17 protein-coding genes and 3 tRNA genes are annotated in these 21,205 nt (G+C 41.1%); 19 read left to right on the top strand and 1 reads right to left on the bottom strand.

Features of this window, described 5'->3' with window-relative positions; all coding sequences use genetic code 11:
* The 8 genes from ACTG7Q_RS02860 (at position 1) to ACTG7Q_RS02825 (ending at position 10,552) form a co-directional block, all read left to right on the top strand.
* The gene (locus ACTG7Q_RS02860; protein ID WP_439240692.1) at positions 1–2,760 is read left to right on the top strand and encodes a DNA translocase FtsK; all 2,760 of its coding nucleotides are present in this window, start codon (positions 1–3) and stop codon (positions 2,758–2,760) included.
* Between the two features lie 13 nt (positions 2,761–2,773).
* A complete protein-coding gene (lolA, locus tag ACTG7Q_RS02855; RefSeq protein ID WP_439240689.1) occupies positions 2,774–3,403 on the top strand; it encodes an outer membrane lipoprotein chaperone LolA in 630 nt (209 codons plus the stop codon).
* 278 nt (positions 3,404–3,681) lie between these two features.
* Positions 3,682–5,025, top strand: coding sequence for a replication-associated recombination protein A (locus tag ACTG7Q_RS02850; protein ID WP_439240686.1), 1,344 nt, complete (start codon positions 3,682–3,684; stop codon positions 5,023–5,025).
* A 67-nt stretch (positions 5,026–5,092) separates the two neighbouring features.
* The gene (serS, locus tag ACTG7Q_RS02845; protein ID WP_439240683.1) at positions 5,093–6,385 is read left to right on the top strand and encodes a serine--tRNA ligase; all 1,293 of its coding nucleotides are present in this window, start codon (positions 5,093–5,095) and stop codon (positions 6,383–6,385) included.
* A gap of 113 nt (positions 6,386–6,498) precedes the next feature.
* Positions 6,499–8,169 carry an energy-dependent translational throttle protein EttA gene (gene ettA, locus ACTG7Q_RS02840; protein ID WP_439240681.1) on the top strand — a complete coding sequence of 557 codons (1,671 nt, stop codon included), beginning with the start codon at positions 6,499–6,501 and terminating at the stop codon, positions 8,167–8,169.
* Positions 8,170–8,325: 156 nt separating this feature from the next.
* Positions 8,326–9,399, top strand: coding sequence for a peptide-methionine (R)-S-oxide reductase MsrB (gene msrB, locus ACTG7Q_RS02835; protein ID WP_439240679.1), 1,074 nt, complete (start codon positions 8,326–8,328; stop codon positions 9,397–9,399).
* 1 nt (position 9,400) lies between these two features.
* Positions 9,401–10,051, top strand: a complete 651-nt coding sequence (locus ACTG7Q_RS02830; protein WP_439240677.1) for a cytochrome c biogenesis protein CcdA — start codon at positions 9,401–9,403, stop codon at positions 10,049–10,051.
* 24 nt (positions 10,052–10,075) lie between these two features.
* Positions 10,076–10,552: a redoxin family protein gene (locus ACTG7Q_RS02825; protein ID WP_439240675.1), complete on the top strand. Its 477-nt coding sequence runs from the start codon at positions 10,076–10,078 to the stop codon at positions 10,550–10,552.
* A 49-nt stretch (positions 10,553–10,601) separates the two neighbouring features.
* Here ACTG7Q_RS02825 and hemL read toward each other — a convergent pair whose 3' ends face one another.
* Positions 10,602–11,894 (bottom strand): glutamate-1-semialdehyde 2,1-aminomutase, encoded by a 1,293-nt coding sequence (hemL, locus tag ACTG7Q_RS02820; protein ID WP_439240673.1) that lies wholly within the window; start codon positions 11,892–11,894, stop codon positions 10,602–10,604.
* A 153-nt stretch (positions 11,895–12,047) separates the two neighbouring features.
* On the opposite strand from hemL, the gene wecA reads away from it, so the two are divergent.
* The 11 genes from wecA to ACTG7Q_RS02765 all read left to right on the top strand — a co-directional run bounded on the left by wecA (position 12,048) and on the right by ACTG7Q_RS02765 (position 21,092).
* Positions 12,048–13,124: a UDP-N-acetylglucosamine--undecaprenyl-phosphate N-acetylglucosaminephosphotransferase gene (wecA, locus tag ACTG7Q_RS02815; protein WP_439240671.1), complete on the top strand. Its 1,077-nt coding sequence runs from the start codon at positions 12,048–12,050 to the stop codon at positions 13,122–13,124.
* A 24-nt stretch (positions 13,125–13,148) separates the two neighbouring features.
* On the top strand, positions 13,149–13,949 hold the full coding sequence (locus ACTG7Q_RS02810) for a chain-length determining protein (protein ID WP_439240668.1): 801 nt from the start codon (positions 13,149–13,151) through the stop codon (positions 13,947–13,949).
* Between the two features lie 8 nt (positions 13,950–13,957).
* Positions 13,958–15,067 carry a non-hydrolyzing UDP-N-acetylglucosamine 2-epimerase gene (gene wecB, locus ACTG7Q_RS02805; protein WP_439240666.1) on the top strand — a complete coding sequence of 370 codons (1,110 nt, stop codon included), beginning with the start codon at positions 13,958–13,960 and terminating at the stop codon, positions 15,065–15,067.
* Entirely contained in the window at positions 15,060–16,313 is a 1,254-nt protein-coding gene (gene wecC, locus ACTG7Q_RS02800; RefSeq protein WP_439240664.1) for a UDP-N-acetyl-D-mannosamine dehydrogenase, read from the top strand. The genes wecB and wecC overlap by 8 nt, the downstream gene beginning before the upstream one ends.
* Positions 16,314–16,342: 29 nt before the next feature.
* Positions 16,343–17,611, top strand: a complete 1,269-nt coding sequence (gene wzxE, locus ACTG7Q_RS02795; RefSeq protein ID WP_439240662.1) for a lipid III flippase WzxE — start codon at positions 16,343–16,345, stop codon at positions 17,609–17,611.
* Positions 17,608–18,690: a TDP-N-acetylfucosamine:lipid II N-acetylfucosaminyltransferase gene (locus tag ACTG7Q_RS02790; RefSeq protein ID WP_439240660.1), complete on the top strand. Its 1,083-nt coding sequence runs from the start codon at positions 17,608–17,610 to the stop codon at positions 18,688–18,690. Before wzxE ends, ACTG7Q_RS02790 begins: the two co-directional genes overlap by 4 nt.
* Positions 18,683–19,975, top strand: a complete 1,293-nt coding sequence (locus ACTG7Q_RS02785; protein ID WP_439240658.1) for a WzyE family oligosaccharide polymerase — start codon at positions 18,683–18,685, stop codon at positions 19,973–19,975. Before ACTG7Q_RS02790 ends, ACTG7Q_RS02785 begins: the two co-directional genes overlap by 8 nt.
* The gene (wecG, locus tag ACTG7Q_RS02780) at positions 19,948–20,670 is read left to right on the top strand and encodes a lipopolysaccharide N-acetylmannosaminouronosyltransferase (protein WP_439240656.1); all 723 of its coding nucleotides are present in this window, start codon (positions 19,948–19,950) and stop codon (positions 20,668–20,670) included. Before ACTG7Q_RS02785 ends, wecG begins: the two co-directional genes overlap by 28 nt.
* A gap of 142 nt (positions 20,671–20,812) precedes the next feature.
* A tRNA-Arg gene (locus ACTG7Q_RS02775) sits at positions 20,813–20,889 on the top strand.
* Between the two features lie 30 nt (positions 20,890–20,919).
* Positions 20,920–20,995 (top strand) — tRNA-His (locus ACTG7Q_RS02770).
* A gap of 20 nt (positions 20,996–21,015) precedes the next feature.
* Positions 21,016–21,092: transfer RNA gene (locus ACTG7Q_RS02765), tRNA-Pro, on the top strand.
* The last annotated feature ends 113 nt before the right edge of the window (positions 21,093–21,205 follow it).

The raw sequence follows: 21,205 nt of genomic DNA, 5'->3' as shown, positions 1-21,205 counted from the left end.
ATGATTAGAAAAATAACAGACGGCTTTTCACCAACCCATTATTTGGTGGAAGTTTTATTTGGATTGACCGCACTTTTCGGCTTTTATTTGATTATTGCATGGTCGAGTTATAGTTCCTTTGACAATGCTTGGTCCGTGGTAAGTTATCAAGATGAGGTGATCAACAAAGCTGGGCGTTTGGGTGCTTGGATAATCGATCTCTTTTTTGTGCTATTTGGCTATGTTGGTCATTTATTACCTTTCTTACTCTGTATTGCCCCGATTTATTTTATTCGTACTAAACGAGTAGATAGCTTGACTTGGACACGCTTTTCCTTACGTATGTTTGGTTTTGTTCTGTTAATGCTTGGCTTGACGGCATTGTCTGCCATGTTACTCCCGCATACGAGCGACCATTTAGCCGGCGGTGTACTGGGTGGGGTGTTGGCGAAATATATGCTCCCATTATTGGGTAAGTTTGGTTTACTCCTGTTTGGCGTCCTGTTCAGTATTTTAGGGTTCATTTTTTGTTCTGGCGCCTCTTTGATTCGTTTAGTGGTACGTTTTTATAACTGGTTAACGGTGAAAAATGAGGAGCCTGTTGAGGAGATAACCGCAGAAAATGAAGAAGAACTGAACGACATTTCTGTTCAAGCCTCGGCACCTCAAGAGGAAGATAATACTGAAATAGAAACAGTGCAACCGATCCATATTTCGGGTTTAGGTGGAAGCGTGACGGATCCACAACATACGCAAACAGCGTACGAGGACACCACGGCGGGTTTTGTGGGAGATGATGTATTTAAGCCGATTGAATTTGAAAACCCAACTTTACCTGAAGTGAAAATTGCCCAACCGAATGGTGTAGAAACAACGGAGATCAATGTTGTATTACCCTCCCAAGTGACAAAAGATGACAACATCAATCGACCCGATTTCTTAACGGAAAATGGATTAAATGTGACATTGCCGCAAGAAACGCCGACGCCGGTGATACCGGAAGTTAAGCTGACACCAGCAAAACCGTTAATGCCAATTGAAAATGAGGGATTAGACGATCTTTCTGCCGAATTAGCCGAACAGTTTGCTCAACAAGAGGCAGAAAAAGAACGGCAACGTTTAGAGCAGGCTCAACAATTAAGCGTGCATTTAGCGAATCAGCCTGATGATATTTCTATTGAAGTAGAAGATCCAGAAGAAGCTGAAGAAGAAAAAATGCAAAATGGTTTGCGTACGATTCCGATTGATAAATTGGTGGAATTATATGGCGATCATACGCCTAAAGAAAAACCCACTACCGATTTACCTTTGTTAGATTTGTTAGATAAACGGGTGATACAAGCCCAAGATATTTCGGAACAACAAATTTTCGATACCTCAAAACGGATTGAGCAACAATTACAGAATTTTAAAATTAAAGCCACGGTGAAAGATGTGTTAGTCGGGCCAGTGGTCACGCGTTATGAACTGGAATTATTACCGGGTGTCAAAGCCTCCGCCGTCAGTCGAATTGATACGGATTTAGCTCGAGCGTTGATGTTTAAAGCGATTCGGGTCACGGAAAGTATTCCAGGGAAACCTTATATTGGTATTGAAACGCCCAATGAAAAACGCCAAATCGTACCATTACGAGATGTGCTAGACAGCGACGAGTTCCGCAATAGCAAAGCCTTATTACCTATGGCATTAGGCAAAGATATTAGCGGCATGCCGATTGTGATTGATTTAGCCAAAACGCCACATTTATTGGTGGCGGGTTCTACGGGGTCAGGAAAATCGGTTGGGATCAACACCATGATTTTAAGTTTGCTTTTCCGTGTGAAACCGGAAGAAGTCAAATTTATTATGATCGACCCGAAAGTGGTGGAATTGTCCATCTATAACGATATTCCGCATTTATTAACCGAAGTCGTGACGGACATGAAGAAAGCCGCCAATGCGTTGCGTTGGTGTGTGGATGAAATGGAACGTCGTTATCAACTGTTGTCACAACTACGAGTACGAAATATTGAGGGCTTTAATGAACGCCTTGATAGCTACCGTGAACAAGGTATCGGCATTCCCGATCCACTTTGGAAACCCGGTGATACGTTAGACAGCACAGCCCCATTATTAGAACGAATGAACTATATTGTTGTCATAGTGGATGAGTTTGCTGATTTAATGATGCAAGTGGGTAAACAGATCGAAGAATTAATTGCTCGTTTAACCCAAAAAGCTCGTGCTGTGGGGATCCATGTTATTTTGGCTACACAACGTCCATCGGTAGATGTCATTACGGGGTTGATTAAATCCAATATCCCAAGCCGTATTGCCTTTACCGTAGTGCAACGTAATGACTCTCGTACCATTCTCGATCAAAATGGCGCCGAGGCATTATTAGGCATGGGGGACATGCTTTATTTGGGGAATGGCACCACGGATTTAGTGCGTGTACATGGCGCCTATATGTCGGATGATGAAGTGTCTCGTGTAGCGGATGACTGGCGAGCCAGAGGCAAACCGAATTATATTTCGTCGATTTTAGAAAGTGCTGAGGATAATGAGGGCGGAGAGGATGACGGATTTGCTACCAGTAGCGAAGAATTGGATCCGCTGTTTGACAAAGCCGTTGAGATCGTGGTGAATACAGGTATGACCTCTACGTCATTTATTCAACGTCGATTAAAAATTGGCTTTAACCGTGCAGCAAATTTAATGGATCAACTGGAAGAACAAGGTATTGTATCCGAAATGCGTAACGGTAAACGTGAATTATTGGCACGCACGCCAGATTATTAAAAAGGAAAGTAAAATGAAAAAAATATCACAAAAAATCACCGCACTGTTGGCTTTCGCCTTGGCGACGCCTTTTGCGTTGGCGGATGCGGCGAGTGAATTACAATCACGTTTGCAAAAAGTGCAAATGTTCACTGCCGAATTTAATCAAAATGTGAGTTCTGCCAATGGTAAACAAGTGCAACAGGGTTCGGGTAAATTGCAAATTAAACGCCCAAATTTATTCCGTATGGATACCCAAGCACCGCAAGAAAGCCAAATTATTTCTGACGGTAAAACCTTGTGGTTCTACGATCCTTTTGTGGAACAAGTGACCGCTAATTGGGTTACTGAAGCCGTGAATAATACGCCGTTTGTGTTATTAACCAGCAATGATAACAGCCATTGGCAACAGTATAACGTGGTGCAAAATGCCGATACCTTTGTGTTAAAACCGAAAGCGAAAAGTAGCAATATTAAACAATTTGATGTGCGAATTGACGGAAATGGCATATTGAAAGGGTTCAGTACCATTGAAAAAGATGGTCAATCCAATCTTTATATTTTACGCAATATTCGTAATGATAATATTGCTGATACGGTTTTCCAATTTAGCGTACCGAAAGGGGCTGAATTTGATGATCAACGGAATAAAAAGAAAAAATAAGACTTTATACCCTCACCCTAGCCCTCTCCCAAAGGGAGAGGGAACATGTTAGGGTAAATAATAAAATGAAATCATCCCTCATTCTGTCCCCTCTCCCAAAGGGAGAGGGAACATGTTAGGGTAAATAATAAAATGAAATCATCCCTTATTCTGTCCCCTCTCCCAAAAGGAGAGGGAATATGTTAGGGTAAATAATAAAATGAAATCATCCCTTATTCTGTCCCCTCTCCCTTTGGGAGAGGGCTAGGGTGAGGGTAAAGCAATTTTAAAGGATGCTCATGTCCAATCTCAATCTCGATTTCTCCAATACCGATTTCCGCCCCCTTGCCGCACGTATGCGACCACGCACGTTAGATGAATATTGCGGTCAGCAACATTTAATTGGTCAAGGCAAACCTTTACGTAAAGCCATTGAGGCGGGACATGCCCATTCCATGATTTTATGGGGGCCACCAGGCACAGGTAAAACGACCTTAGCAGAAATTATCGCTCACCGTATTCATGCTGAAGTAGAACGTCTTTCCGCCGTGACCAGTGGCGTCAAAGAAATTCGAGAGGCTATTGAACGAGCGAAACAGAATCAACTTAATGATCGCCGTACCATTTTATTTGTGGATGAAGTACATCGTTTTAACAAAAGTCAGCAAGATGCGTTTCTCCCCCATATTGAAAATGGCACCATTATTTTTATCGGCGCCACGACGGAAAATCCGTCTTTTGAATTGAATAGTGCCTTGCTATCTCGTGCCAGAGTGTATATTTTAAAATCCCTAGATAAGCATGATATTCAACAAGTATTACAACAAGCCATTGATGATCCTGAGCGTGGACTCGGTAAACTGCGGTTAAAAATCGAAGAGAATTTGCTAGCCTTGTTGGCAGAATATGTCAATGGTGATGCTCGTTTAGCCTTGAATTGTCTCGAATTAATGGTGGATATGGCAGATGAAGATCAGAAAAATGGCAAGATTTTACACCGCACTTTATTAACCGAAGTGCTAGGCGAACGGCAAGCTCGTTTTGATAAACAGGGCGACCGTTTTTATGATTTAATTTCGGCGTTGCATAAATCCGTACGTGGCTCAGCACCTGATGCGGCGTTATATTGGTATGCACGGATTATTACGGCTGGCAGTGATCCTTTATATGTGGCTCGTCGTTTGTTAGCCATTGCATCAGAAGATGTGGGCAATGCCGATCCCCGTGCAATGCAAGTGGCGTTGGCCGCATGGGATTGTTTTACTCGAGTCGGTGCTGCAGAGGGAGAGCGAGCCATTGCCCAAGCCATTGTCTATTTAGCGGTGGCTCCGAAAAGCAATGCGGTGTATCAGGCATTTAATCAAGCTAAAGCATTGGCAAAACAAGCACCAGATTATGATGTCCCCGAGCATTTACGCAATGCCCCAACGAATTTAATGAAAGAAATGGGGTTAGGGGCAGAATACCGTTATGCCCATGATGAACCCAATGCCTATGCTGCTGGGGAGGATTATTTCCCTGAGCCATTAAAAGATACCCAATTCTATTTTCCAACCAACCGCGGTATGGAAGTTAAAATAAAAGAAAAATTAGATTGGTTACAACAACAGGATAATAAAAGCAATAAAGTGCGGTGGAAATAATGGAAATTCTCACTAATTCGTTATAGAATGAAAGTCATGTTTACCGTATTAATTTAAGGAAGAAAAAATGATCGATCCGAATTTATTACGCAATAATATTGCGGAAACAGCACAATTATTAAAATTAAAACGTAATTTTGATTTGGATGTGGCAAAAGTCACCGAATTAGAAGAACAACGCAAAGCATTACAGGTTAAAACCGAAACCTTACAAGCAGAACGTAATACCAGATCAAAAGCCATTGGTGCGGCCAAAGCACGTGGTGAAAATATTGAATCCTTAATGCAAGATGTGGATAGCATGGGGATTGAACTGGCTCAAGCGAAAGGTTTATTGGATGATGTGTTAGCGGAATTAAATACCTTGGCATTGACCATTCCAAATTTGCCGGCAGACGAAGTGCCATTAGGCAAAGACGATAGCGAAAATAAAGAAATTTCACGCTGGGGAACGCCACGTCAATTTGATTTTGAGGTGAAAGATCATGTGACCTTGGGTGAACAACTTAACGGCAGTTTAGATTTTGCCGCTGGGGTGAAATTAAGCGGAGCAAGATTTGCAGTGATGAAAGGCCAAATTGCTAAAATGCACCGTGCCTTAGCTCAATTTATGCTGGACTTACATACCGAACAACACGGCTATACAGAGGCTTATGTGCCTTATTTAGTCAATCACGATACTTTGTATGGTACAGGGCAATTACCAAAATTTGGTGAAGATTTATTTCACACCAAACCATTGGAGGGGGAAGTCCCTTACGCCTTAATTCCAACCGCCGAAGTACCAGTGACCAATTTAGTGCGTGGTGAAATTCTTGACACCGAACAATTACCGTTAAAAATGACCGCACATACGCCTTGTTTCCGTTCCGAGGCGGGATCTTATGGCCGTGATACTCGTGGTTTAATTCGTATGCACCAATTTGACAAAGTCGAATTAGTCCAAATTGTTGAACCTGAAACCTCCATGCAAGCCTTAGAAGAATTAACCGGTCATGCGGAAAAAGTCTTGCAATTATTGAATTTGCCGTATCGTAAAGTGTTGCTTTGTACCGGTGATATGGGCTTCGGTTCGTGCAAAACCTATGATTTGGAAGTTTGGGTACCTGCTCAAAATACCTATCGTGAAATTTCATCTTGTTCTAATATGTGGGATTTCCAAGCTCGCCGTATGCAAGCCCGTTGCCGTGCGAAAAGTGATAAGAAAACTCGTTTAGTACATACTTTAAATGGTTCAGGTTTGGCGGTGGGGCGTACCTTAGTTGCTGTATTAGAAAATTATCAAAATGCCGATGGTTCCATTACCGTGCCAGAAGTATTACGTTCTTATATGGGCGGATTGGAAGTCATTGGAAAATAATTTTCCAATGACCGTGTAGGGGCGTATTGCATACGCCCTGATACACAAACGAGATTTTGGGGCGTATGCAATACGCCCCTACGATATTTAAATAGACAACAAGAGAATAAAAAATGTCATCACAATTCGTTTTCACTATGCACCGAGTAGGCAAGGTTGTGCCGCCGAAACGTCATATTTTGAAAGATATTTCCTTGAGCTTTTTCCCTGGGGCGAAAATCGGGGTTCTTGGTTTAAACGGTGCAGGTAAATCCACCTTATTACGCATTATGGCTGGCGTAGATAAAGAATTTGAGGGGGAAGCTCGTCCACAACCAGGGATTAAAATCGGTTATCTTCCGCAAGAACCAAAATTAGATCCGCAACAAACTGTGCGTGAAGCCATTGAAGAAGCGGTTTCGGAAGTGAAAAATGCGTTAACTCGTTTAGATGAAGTGTATGCCTTATATGCCGATCCTGATGCGGATTTTGACAAACTTGCGGCGGAACAAGCTAATTTAGAGGCCATTATTCAAGCACATGATGGACATAATTTAGATAACCAGTTAGAGCGTGCGGCTGACGCATTACGTTTGCCAGAATGGGAATCAAAAATTGAACATCTTTCAGGGGGCGAACGTCGCCGTGTAGCATTGTGTCGTTTATTGCTCGAAAAACCCGATATGTTGTTATTAGACGAACCAACCAACCACTTAGACGCTGAATCCGTAGCGTGGTTAGAACGTTTCTTACATGATTATGAAGGTACTGTGGTGGCAATTACCCATGACCGTTATTTCTTGGATAACGTCGCAGGTTGGATCTTAGAGCTTGACCGTGGTGAGGGTATTCCATGGGAGGGTAATTATTCTTCTTGGTTAGAACAAAAAGAAAAACGTTTAGCCCAAGAGCAAGCCACCGAGTCCGCACGTCAAAAATCTATTGAAAAAGAATTAGAATGGGTTCGCCAAAATCCAAAAGGTCGTCAAGCGAAAAGTAAAGCACGTATGGCACGTTTTGAAGAATTAAATTCAGGCGAATATCAAAAACGTAATGAAACCAACGAACTCTTTATTCCACCTGGTCCACGTTTAGGGGATAAAGTGATCGAAGTGGAACATTTAACCAAATCCTATGGTGATCGTACCTTAATTGATGATTTATCATTCAGTATTCCAAAAGGAGCGATTGTGGGGATTATCGGGGCAAATGGGGCAGGGAAATCTACTTTATTCCGTATGTTGTCAGGCAAAGAACAGCCTGATAGCGGTTCCATTACCTTAGGAGAAACGGTGACCCTAGCGTCTGTGGATCAATTCCGTGATGCGATGGACGACAAAAAAACCGTGTGGGAAGAAGTGTCTAACGGACAGGATATTTTAACTATCGGTAACTTCGAAATTCCAAGCCGTGCTTATGTGGGGCGTTTTAACTTTAAAGGTGTCGATCAGCAAAAACGAGTCGGCGAATTATCAGGCGGTGAGCGTGGTCGTTTGCATTTAGCTAAACTGCTACAACGTGGTGGCAATGTATTGTTATTGGACGAACCGACCAATGACTTAGACGTAGAAACCTTGCGTGCCTTAGAAAATGCCATTCTTGAGTTCCCAGGTTGTGCGATGGTGATTTCCCACGACCGTTGGTTCTTAGACCGTATCGCCACCCATATTTTGGACTACGGCGATGAGGGCAAAGTGACGTTCTACGAAGGTAACTTTACCGACTACGAAGAATGGAAAAAGAAAACCTTAGGCGAGGCGGCGACCCAACCGCATCGGATTAAGTATAAACGCATGACCAAGTAGTTAAAATTTTATTAGAAAAATACCGCACTTTGATTTAAAGTTAATCAAGTGCGGTATTTTTTTATAAAAAAATGAAATTTTTTGTAAGGATTTTGTTTTTATCACGACTAATGTAATGCAAGGCAAATTTTTTAGCCGATTTACAAGGAGAAAAACATGAAATACGGAAAATTATCTTTACTTTTTATGTCAGCGATGGCAATGAGCCAAATCAGTGTCGCAGATAGCATGAGTAAACCTATGACGGAGATGAAAAAGATGGACAACACAATGCAACAAACTCAACAACAAGATATTCGTGAAATTTATTTAGCCGGTGGTTGTTTCTGGGGTATCGAAGCCTATATGGAAAGAATTTACGGCGTGAAAGATGCCACCTCAGGTTATGCCAATGGGAAAACGGAACAAACCAGTTACCGTTTAATTGGCGGTACCGATCATGCGGAAACCGTGCATGTGACCTATGATGCCAATTTGGTGTCATTAGATAAACTATTGAAATATTATTTCCAAGTGATTGATCCCACTAGCGTAAATAAACAAGGCAATGACCGTGGTCGTCAATATCGTACAGGGATTTATTATCAAAATGAACAAGATAAAGCGATTATTTTAGCGGCCATTCAAGCGGAGCAAGCCAAACATAAAGATAAAATTCAGGTGGAAGTCGAGCCGTTGAAACATTATATTTTGGCGGAAGATTATCATCAGGATTATTTAAAGAAAAATCCAAATGGTTACTGTCATATTGATTTGGAACAGGCGAACAATATTATTATTGATCCCAAAGATTATCCAAAACCGAGCGATGAAGAATTAAAAGCCAAATTAACGCCGTTACAATACAGCGTGACGCAAAAGAAAAATACTGAGCGTTCCTTTAGCAATGAATATTGGAATAATTTTGAACCGGGTATTTATGTGGATGTCACCACCGGTGAGCCGTTATTTTCTTCTACGGATAAGTTTGAATCGGGCTGTGGTTGGCCTAGCTTTACCCAACCGATTGACAAGGATGTCGTCACTTATGCCGATGATAACAGCTTTAATATGCACCGAACCGAAGTGTTGAGTCGCAGTGGAAAAGCCCATTTAGGTCACGTGTTTGATGATGGCCCGAAAGACAAAGGCGGTTTACGTTATTGCATCAACAGTGCCTCGATTAAGTTTATTCCCTTTAATCAAATGGAAAAACAACATTATGGCTATTTAATGGGGTTGGTGAAATAAGATGTTTGATCAGCAATTAGTAATTAGTAGCGTTTTTCTGGCAGGCTTGTTATCGTTTCTTTCGCCTTGTATTTTCCCCATTGTGCCGATTTATTTTGGTATTTTGAGTAAAGGCGGGAAAAAGATTCTCAACACATTCTTGTTTGTGTTGGGCTTATCCTTGACATTCGTTGGATTGGGCTTTGGCTTTGGTTTTTTAGGTGATGTGTTGTTTAACGATACCACCCGAATTATTGCCGGTATTATCGTGGTGATTTTGGGCGTACACCAATTAGGTATTTTCAAAATTCATGCCTTAGAGCGAACCAAATTGGTGGAAATCAAAACCAGCGGTAAAAGTGCCTCCCTTGAAGCCTTTGTGTTAGGATTAACCTTTAGCCTTGGTTGGACACCTTGTATTGGTCCTGTATTAGCCTCGATTTTGGCCTTATCCAGCAACGATGGATCCGCGTTATACGGTGCCGCCATGATGTTTGTTTATGTGTTAGGGTTAGCCACCCCCTTTATTGTGTTTTCTTTCTTCTCGGAGAGTTTATTGAAAAAAGCAAAATCCATGAATAAACATTTAAACAAATTTAAAATGGTGGGTGGAATATTAATCATTTTAATGGGTATTTTATTAATTACCAATAATTTACATATCTTTATGTAAAATCATATAAGGAAAAATTAAATCATGAAAAAATTATTTGCGTTAGTGTTTATGTTATTGAGTGTGAATTCATTTGCAGCAGGAGAAACCACATTGAAAGATATCCAATTTAAAGATTTAAATAATCAGTCCGTGACCTTAGCACAATATCAAGGCAAACCACTCTATGTCAAAATGTGGGCCTCTTGGTGTCCGATTTGTTTGGCTGGGCTGGCAGAAATTGACGAGTTAAGTGCGGATCAAAATAACGGTTTTAACGTCGTCACTATTGTTTCCCCTGATCAAAAAGGTGAAAAATCCACCGAGAAATTTATTGAGTGGTATAAAGGACTGGAATATAAAAATATTGTGGTCTTGCTTGATGAAAGTGGCGAAGTGCTTAAACGTACGAAAGTGCGAGGCTATCCGTCAAGTGTGGTGATTGATCAGGATTTAAATGTTCAAAAAGTGATTCCAGGGCATTTAGGCACAGCACAAATTAAACAAGCGTTTAATGAGTGATATTACCAAGGAGGGGAGGGGCTAACTTTCGGGTTAGCCCTTTTTTCGTTTAATGTGATTGGGCTAATTGTGCAAAAGCCTTATCTGCAGCCACTAAAGTGCGGTCAATATCTTCGTCCGAATGAGCCAAGGACATAAAACCTGCTTCATAAGCAGAGGGGGCAAGATAAATCCCTTGTGCTAACATAAAATGGAAGAATCGGTTAAATGTTGTGGCATCACATTGCATCACTTGTTGGAAGTTGCAAATTTCTTGCTGTTCAGTGAAGAATAAACCGAACATACCGCCCACATATTGCACTTGGAATGGTACGCCGTGCTTGTCTGCAAGAGCCTTTAAGCCGTTGGCTAATTTGGCGGTTTTCTGGGCCAATTTTTCTTCATTGCCCGTTTTACTTAATTCCGTTAAGCAAGCTAATCCTGCGGCCATGGCAATCGGGTTGCCAGACAGCGTACCGGCTTGATAAACAGGGCCAGTTGGGGCAATGTATTGCATAATTTCTCGCTTACCACCAAAGGCCCCCACAGGCATACCGCCACCAATAATTTTGCCTAAACAGGTTAAATCGGGGGTGACACCGTAGTAAGATTGAGCACCGGATAACGCCACACGGAAACCGGTCATCACTTCGTCAATAATGAACACAGTGCCGTACTGATCGCAAAGTTGACGTAAACCTTGTAAAAAGCCGTCTTTCGGTGGAACACAGTTCATATTGCCGGCTACCGGTTCAATAATTAAACAAGCAATCTCATGAGGATATTGCTCAAAGGCTTGTTTGACCGACTCCAGATCATTGTAAGTGCAAGTTAAAGTATGTTTCGCAAAATCTTCTGGTACACCAGGGGAACTGGGTTGTCCGAGCGTTAACGCCCCTGATCCGGCTTTGACTAATAACGCATCGGAATGACCATGATAGCAACCTTCAAATTTGATAATTTTATCTCGTCCAGTATAGCCACGAGCTAAACGAATCGCCGACATGGTCGCTTCAGTGCCTGAACTGACCATTCGCACTAATTCAATCGACGGCATGAGTTTACAGACTAATTCCGCAAGGGTGATTTCGCCCTCTGTGGGTGCCCCAAAACTTAATCCATTTGGCACCGCTTTTAACACGGCATCAATAATCGCCGGGTGATTATGGCCGAGCACCATTGGCCCCCACGATCCCACATAATCAATATATTGCTTGCCGTCGGTGTCGGTAATATAAGCACCTGCGGCTTTTTGAATAAATACGGGCGTGCCACCTACGCCTTTAAAGGCTCGAACCGGTGAATTGACGCCCCCCGGAATCACCCGTTCTGCACGAGAAAAAAGTGCGGTTGAATTTGACATAATTTTTCCTTTATCATTACTTAGATGGAACTATTGTACTGTATTTTCTGTCTAAATTTCGCTTTTTTATAAAAATATTCTGCAATCAACGCTGATTAATGCTATGCTTTGCAATATTTTTTAGGTGTAGCTTGAATAAGGCAAATAAAGGACATGTGGTTAGATTTACTGTTAACATTTTTCGCATCTTTTCTGACAATTGTTGTGATGCGTCCGATTGCTATTGCGGTAGGATTAGTGGATAAACCCAATTATCGCAAACGTCATCAGGGAGCCATTCCTTTAATTGGCGGGATTTCGCTGTTTATGGGCAACCTGTGTTTTTACCTATTACAATGGGATCAAACCAAGTTACCGCAACTGTATTTATTTAGCGTTTTTGTGTTGTTAGCGATTGGGATCTTAGATGATCGCTATGATATTAGCCCTTTCTTGCGAGCTGGGATCCAAGCCATATTGGCGGTATTTATGATCTATTATGGGCGTTTATCCCTTGATCATTTAGGTCAAATTATTGGGCCGTTTACCGTGACGCTCGGTTGGATTGGCGTGGTGATTACGGTATTTGCGACCATTGCGATTATTAATGCCTTTAATATGATTGACGGTATTGACGGCTTACTCGGTGGCTTGTCTAGCGTGGCTTTTGCTGGCGTGGGGATTCTCATGTATATGGATAATCAACACGATCTGGCTCGTTGGTGCTTTGCCTTAATTGTGGCGATTATGCCCTATGCCATGTTTAATCTGTGTATTCCTTTTGGCAAAAAATTCAAAATTTTTATGGGTGACAGTGGCAGTACGTTAATTGGGTTTACGATTATTTGGATTTTGTTACTCAGTACGCAAGGCAAAGGCCATCCCATGAATCCAGTGACCGCCTTATGGTTAGTGGCGATTCCGTTAATTGATATGGTGGCGATTATTTATCGCCGTTTGCGTAAAGGTAAAAGCCCATTTCGTCCTGACCGTTTACACGTGCATCACTTAATGGTGCGAGCCGGCTTAACTCACCGCCAAGCCTTTATGCTAATCACGTTTATTGCGGCACTTTGTGCAGGATTTGGTATTTTAGGCGAAATTTATTATATTAATGAATGGCTGATGTTTATTTTATTCATTGGGTTATTCTTTTTGTATTCTTATTCGATAACAAGAGCATGGCGAATTACCCGATTTATTCGCCGTCATCGTCGCCGTTTGCGTAAAGCAAAAACATCTGCGATGTAGATTTATTTTTAGTTAGGAAAATTTATGAAATTAGTAAAAAGCACATTATTTATTCTTTTTTTTACCGCACTTTTTGCCGTAGCAGGTTATGGCGGAAGTTATGCTATGAAAGAGCAGTGGAAAGTGGATGTCGAAGTACGTCAACCGAAAGTAGAACAGTTAGGTAATTATTTTGCTTTATTTGATATGTATCAATTAGTGAGTGGCAATAAAGCCAAAGCGGAAGAACAAAAAGATACGGCCAATATAGTGTTTAACAGTTTTAAACAACAAGTGCAAGGGTATGATAATTTAGCGAAATTCTGGTCAAATTCAGATTTTTATAAACAACGCCAAACAGGGATTGAAGAAAAAGACAATGCCTTTTTACAAGATCTGATTGCCAATACGACATTTGTGGAAGGAAATCCTGATCGACATATACCAGATCGTATCAGTGTAACCTTAGATAATCCCAAACAAGCAGCACAGCAATTGGATAATTTTGTCAAATATACCAATTATGTGACGCAACAATCTTTATATAATGAATTGATTGCTAAATGGAAAACCTTGTTTAATCAAGTAAATTTGGCTGCCCAACAAAGCACCGATAATGCCGCACAAAATGAATTAAGTTGGAAAGGTAAATTAAACATGATGAAATCGGTTTCACCTTTGGATAACCAATTAATGACCTTTGATTACTTGAAATCACCCAGTCAACCGCAAGTTGCCTCACCGGATCGTTTATTATGGGCCAGCGTAGGCGGTGCGTTCGGGTTCTTATTGGGGTTATTACTGGCATTAATTTTTGCTGGACGTAAACAAAAAAATCATAGCTAATTTCCTGAATGGTGAAATTTAAACTATTAACCGTATTTGGGACACGTCCCGAGGCCATTAAACTGGCTCCGTTAGTCAAATTATTGGCGGAGCAAGTGGAATTTGACAGCCGAATTTGTGTCACAGGACAGCATCGAGAAATGCTGGATCAGGTGTTATCTCTGTTTGATTTAACGCCTGATATGGATCTTGATGTGATGCAAAATGAACAGGATCTGACAGATTTAACCTGTCGAATTTTGCAAAAAGTGCGGTCGGTTTTAACTGAGTTTCGCCCCGATCTTGTGTTAGTACAAGGCGATACCACCACCGCTTTTGCTACCAGTTTAGCCTGTTATTATCAACAAATTCCTGTGGGGCATATTGAGGCGGGTTTACGCACTTATCAACCTTATTCCCCTTTTCCCGAAGAAACCAATCGCCGTTTAACATCCGTGTTAGCACGTTGGCATTTTGCTCCAACACCACAAGCCAAACAACATTTATTAGCGGAGCATTATCCTGAACAACATATTGTGGTGACAGGCAATACGGTGATTGATGCGTTACATTGGATTCAAAAAAATCCACCAAAAAACACCGCATTTTTTTCTTTTGAACCCAATCAAAAAAGCCTATTAGTGACAATGCACCGCCGAGAAAATTGGGGCAAGGGCATTGAGCAATTGTGTCACAGTTTAATGGCATTGGCTCAACAAGGTTGGCAGATCATTTTTCCTGTTCACCCCAATCCACAGGTGCGAGAACCTGTTTATCAATTATTATCACATCAAGCCAATATTCGGTTAACCGATCCGTTACCTTATGTTGATTTTGTGCAATTAATGCAACAAGCCTTTTTGATTTTAACGGATTCGGGCGGCATTCAAGAAGAGGCCACGGCATTGGGTAAACCTGTTTTATTATTGCGAGATCAGACGGAACGAATCGAAGCGGAAAGCTCAGGGATTGTGCAACGAGTCAGTGTGGAATGTTTAGCTATTGTTAATGCCGTGAATGCGTTGGCAAAAAATCCAATAAAATATCAACAAATGGCACAAGCCAGCACCTTGTACGGTGACGGCAAGGCTTGTGAGCGGATTATTCAATTTATCAAACAGATAGTAAAAAATGACTAAGCAAATTTCGGTAATTGGATTGGGATATATTGGCTTGCCAACAGCGGTAATCTTGGCTAATCTTGGGCATATTGTGTATGGAATGGATACGGATATGAGCAAAATTTGTGCGATTCAACGAGCAGAAATCACGAGCACCGAACCTGAATTAGCCAATGCGTTAAAAAGTGCGGTGCAATCGGGGCGACTTTTCGCTAGTTTAGATGTGAAAAAAGCGGATATTTTTTTGATTGCTGTGCCAACACCGTTGAAAGCGGATTTGACAGCGGATCTAAGCTATTTGCAACAAGCCATACAACAAATTGCTCGCCAGTTACAAAAAGGCAATTTGGTGGTTATTGAATCCACCGTGCCAGTCGGCACAACGGAACAAGTGGCTCAATGGTTACAAGAATTACGCCCTGATTTGAGCTTTCCGTTGCTCTCTCAAAATACAGCAGATGTACAAATTGCCTATTGCCCTGAACGAGTGTTGCCGAGCAAAATGATGCAAGAGTTGGTACAAAATGATCGGGTAATCGGTGGATTAAGCCCTGCTTGCACACAACGAGCGGTGGATTTTTATCAAGATTTTGTGCGAGGTAAATGCCTTGCGACCAATGCCAAAACCGCCGAAATGTGCAAGCTGACGGAAAACAGTTTTCGAGATGTGAATATTGCTTTTGCTAATGAATTGTCGCTGATTTGTGATCAACAAGGTATTGATGTGTGGGAATTGATTAATCTGGCGAATCATCACCCAAGAGTGGACATTTTACAGCCGGGTGTTGGCGTGGGCGGACATTGTATTGCGGTGGATCCCTATTTTATTTGTTCACAATCCCCAGAACAGGCAAAATTGATCCATACCGCCCGAGAAGTGAATAACCATAAGCCTGTTTGGGTAGTAGAAAAAATAAAAGTTGCAGTGGCGGATTTGATGATGGCAAAAAATTGTCGCCCTGATGAAATTAAGATCGCCTGTTTAGGGTTAAGTTTTAAAGCCGATGTGGACGATTTGCGAGAAAGCCCAGCATTAGCAATTACACAAGCCCTTGCTCAATGGCATCAGGGAGAAATTTGGGCGGTGGAACCCCATATTCAGACATTTCCTGTGAGCTTAACGGATCAGGTAAAATTAACCGATTTTTCCACCGCACTTCAGCAAGCGGACATCATAGTACATTTGGTGAAACATTCTTGTTTTGCTACAATCAAGCCAAATTCAACGCAAGTTTATTTAGATTTTTGCGGTGCTACAGTGTAAAAACGGCAAAAATAAAGGCGGTCACGGATATGTCAACCATCACAAAACCAACCTTAACCAGTACAACCCTTTGGACATCCACCGCTGTTGTGATTAAGCTCATTATCGGGCTTGTTGTTATTAAAATCTTTGCTTTAAATTTTGGTTCGGCAGGTTTAGGGCAAGCAGCAAATTATATGACCTTGCTCACGGTATTGGGCGTGCTTTCAGGGGCAGGCATTTTAAATGCGGTGACCAAATTTGTAGCCGAATATGAACAGGACTCGCAACGGTTACAAGCCATTTTAGGCGTAAGCAGTCTATGGATTATGTCGGTTTCAGCAATGTTGGCTCTGATTGGCTTGCTGTTTGCTCAACCCATTTCCTTGTTTTTATTTCAAACCACTGATTTCAGTCTAACTATTCAACTGCTTGCTTTATTGCAATGCTTGATGGCATTAGGTAATTATTTTATCGCCATTTTAAAAGGACAACGTCAAGCCAAAGCCTGTGCGATGAGTTCTATTTTTTCTAATTTGGTCGGCTCAATATGCTTATTGTTGTGCTTATGGTTCGCAGGTTATCAAGGGGGATTGATCGGTTTTGCTTGTATTCCTGCCTTGATTGTTGTTCCCAGTTTAATTGCCTTATTCAAGCAACATTGGCATTGGCAATGGTTGAAACCTAAATTTGATTTCTCGATCAGTGCGTTATTGAGCCGTTATATGCTAATGACTTTGGTGACGGCTTGCACTATGCCAGTGGTGTATATTTTATTGCGTAATCAATTAATCGACAGTCAAGGCTTAAGTGCGGTGGGTTTATGGCAAGGATTAAGCCGTATTTCCGATGCCTATTTACAGCTTTTAACCACCGCATTTTCCGTGTATTTATTGCCAACATTTGCGAAATTAAGCGATAAATCGGCGATTCAGAAAGAAGTTAAAAAAGCCTTGGGTTTTATTTTTCCGTTGGCGTTAGGTCTGGCATTATTGGTATTTTTTTTGAGAGATTACTTGATCATTCTGTTATTTAGCCCTGATTTTACCCCAATGTCTGATCTGTTTGGTTGGCAATTAGTGGGTGATCTGTTTAAAGTGGCGAGTTACGTTTTTGGCTATTTATGGCTCGCCAAAGCGGCGACTGCTCGCTATATTTGTGCTGAAATGGTACAGGGAATGTTATTGTTTGGTTTATCTAGTTATGGTATCGCACAACAGGGTGTCGCAGGGGCAACCTTGGGTTATGGACTTTGCTATATGATTTATTTTGGTTTTTGTTGGGCTTTATTTAAGTTAGATTACGGGAGTAAAAAATGAAACAGATTATTCACGTTTTAGGTTCGCCCATTCCCCATCATAATCATACCATGTTGCGTTTTTTAGCGGAGCAGTTGCAACCCCAATTACCGAAACAAGCCATTAAGCAAGTGTTGGTGGTGGGCAAGGGGTATCAAGAGCAATATCCAAGCCTTTACATTCAGGAATTTGACAGTAAAAAAAGTATTGCTCAAGCCATCTGTCAGTTAGCAAAACAAGATCCACGAAACTATTTTTATTTACACGGTCAATTTAATTTTCCCCTTTGGATCGCTATCTTTTTCGGCAAATTACCACCCGACAGGCTCACTTGGCAAATGTGGGGGGCAGATTTACACGAAGATAGTCAACAATGGAAATTTAAGCTCGCTTATCCGTTACGCCGTTTTATTCAAAAGAAATTAATTTCCGTGGCGGGTTATCAGGGGGATTTAGCTTATTTTAAACTGTATATTAATCCGAATGTGCAAGGGCATTTAGTGTATTTTCCGAGTAAAATGCACCGCAGTTTTCAGCTAACGGAAAAGCAAAAATCCGATAAACTCACCATTTTATTAGGCAATTCAGGCGATCCGTCTAATCGTCATTTAGTGGGATTGGAGCAAATAAAACAACAGCTTGGGAATAATGTGCAGATTATTATACCAATGGGCTATCCCGAACATAACGGTGATTATATTGCCCAAGTGTCCGCTCACGCCACCAGATTATTTGCTCAAAGTGCGGTGCAAATTTTAACCGAAAAAATGCCATTTCAAGATTATTTAGCTTTGCTTAATCAATGTGATGTGGCGTATTTTATTTTTCAACGTCAGCAAGGGGTGGGATCTTTGTGTTTATTAACTCAATTTAATGTGCCAGTAGTGTTACATCCGAAAAATACCTTTATTGACGATATGCAATTATATCAAGTGCCGTTTCTGTTGCAGGATCAAGTGAGTGAACAACGGATTCGAGAAACTCAGCAAAAATTAACCGCACTTGATAAAGAGAGTATTGGCTTTTTTGATCCCCATTTTATTGCAGGGTGGTTGGCTATATTAACGCAGATTTTACAACAAGGGGAAGAGAATGCTTGAATTTGCAGAACTTATCCTGTTGACGCTCGTGTATATTTTGTCATTAAGTGTGGTGCTTTATTTATTACAACAAGATGTAAAACAGCAAGGTTTTTCCTTTCATTTATTGTTTAGCTTGGTTTATTTATCGGTCTTTTATTTAGGCTTTCCGTTGTCAATGGGGTTGATGTATGGCTTTCATATTTCATTGCCACCTTTTGTGGTCTTATGCCAAACTTTGTTGACCGCAACGGGATTTTATTTACTTTATTATTGGGTTTATCAAGGCAAATTTTATCCCCATTTATTGCCAGAAAAACGTGAGAAAAATACACCGCAGTTGACAGCTAAGATTACGATGTGGATTTTATTGGCGATAAGTTTAGGGGCAATGGGGATTTTTTATGGGTTGAATGGCTTGTTATTATTTAAATTAACCGCCTATAATCAGATTTTCTCGGCTCAGGTGAGTGCAGTCGCATTAAAACGTTTTTTTTATTTTTGCTTACCAGCGTTGTTAATTTTTTATTTTATTCAACCGAGTAAACGCCGTTGGTGGCAATTTCTGTGTTTAGGCGTGGCTTTCGGTGTGTTGAGTTATGTGGTGATCGGTGGCACGCGTGCAAATTTGGCGTTAGCGGTTGCTTTGTTTGTGTTGATTGGCATTGCTCAGGGCTATATTTCTATGTTTGCTTTAGTGATGTTGGCAATTTTAGGTATTTTCGCCATGTTTTTATTGGCAATGTGGCGATATGGGTTAGTTTTTAACGATGAACAAACGCTGTTTCGTTTTTTACACTTAACTCGGGATACCTTTTCGCCGTGGGAAAATTTGGCTACCATTCTTAATACAAAAAATATTGAATATCAAGGATTAATGCCCATCATTCGGGATTTTTATGTGTATATTCCCAAAGCCTTATGGGCGGATCGTCCTGATTTAGTGTTAAATACGGCAAATTATTTTACTTGGGAGATTAAGCATTATTATGCGGGCTTGGCGATTTCCCCGACCTTAATAGGATCGTTTTACATTATGGGGGGCTATCCAATGATCTTGGCGGGGGCGGTGGGTTCTGCATTGGTTGTCAAAGGATTTGATGGATTGTACCGTTGGGCTAAAGATGATGAAAGTGCGGTGTTAAAAGCCTATTGTTTTTCGCATATTTTTACCTTGACGGTGTTAGTGCGAGAAGGGTTTGATGCGTTTGTTTCTCGTTTTGTCTTTTTGACGATAGGTTGGGGCGTGGCGTATGGATTAGCAAAAGGAATCGTAAAATGGAAAAAGTCGTCATTCGAGAAATAGATATTTTGGTGCCTGAAAATAAGCAAGCGTTGGTTGATCATTTGATTTCCGAAAAGCAAATAAAAACGGGGTTATTGATTGCGATAAATGCGGAAAAAATGATTGCTTGTGCTAAAAATCCCCAAGTGAACGCCTTAATTCAGCAAGCAGAATTTAACTATGCAGACGGCATTAGCGTGGTTTTTTCCATTAAAAAGAAATATCCACAATGGCAAAAATTAACACGGATTGCAGGGATTGATTTATGGCAAGCCTTGTTGCAACGTTCGGCAGAATTGAGTGTGCCAGTTTTTTTGATTGGGGGACAAGCGGATGTGGTGAATCAGGTGGCAGAAAAATTATCGCATCAGCAAGTGAATATTGTGGGATGCCAGCACGGTTATTTTTCTGAACAAGAAGAAAGGGCTGTGATTGAAAGAATTAAGCAAGCTAAAGCGAAGTTTGTGACGGTGGCTATGGGATCGCCAAAACAAGAGATTTTTATGCAAAAAGCACAACAGATTTATCCTGATTGCCTTTATATGGGGGTAGGGGGGAGCTTTGATGTGTTGGTGGGTAAGACCAAACGGGCTCCGTTATTATGGCGAAAACTGAATTTGGAATGGTTATATCGTTTATTAAGTCAACCCGCACGTTGGCAACGCCAGTTAAATTTATTGCGATATGCTTATTATTATGTGACGAATAAGTTATAAAATAATCTGAACCGAAGTAAATTCCAGACAAATTGCACAAATTAACAGCTAACGTGAGAAAAACTAAAATTTTTTGAAAAAAGTGCTAGACAACAATGAGCAAAATCATTAATATACGCCTCCGTTGCAACGCAATATGTGTGCGTTCGTAGCTCAGTTGGATAGAGCGTTGGCCTCCGGAGCCAAAGGTCGCAAGTTCGAATCTTGTCGAGCGCGCCAGAGTCAATGCAAAACAACAAAAAAACAATGGTGGCTATAGCTCAGTTGGTAGAGCCCTGGATTGTGATTCCAGTTGTCGTGGGTTCGAATCCCATTAGCCACCCCATTTACTTTATGTAAATCAGACGGCGAGTAGCGCAGCTTGGTAGCGCAACTGGTTTGGGACCAGTGGGTCGTAGGTTCAAATCCTATCTCGCCGACCAATTTTATAAAATTTGCGAAAGCAAAATCGTTCTTTAACAATTTATCAGACAATCTGTGTGGGCACTTGTTGATTGACTTGTTTTAAAAAATTAAATAAAACTTGAAGTCTTAA

The sequence above is a fragment of the Lonepinella sp. BR2474 genome (assembly GCF_051851555.1).
Classification (GTDB): domain Bacteria; phylum Pseudomonadota; class Gammaproteobacteria; order Enterobacterales; family Pasteurellaceae; genus Lonepinella.
This window is presented reverse-complemented; position numbering and strand designations above follow the sequence as displayed.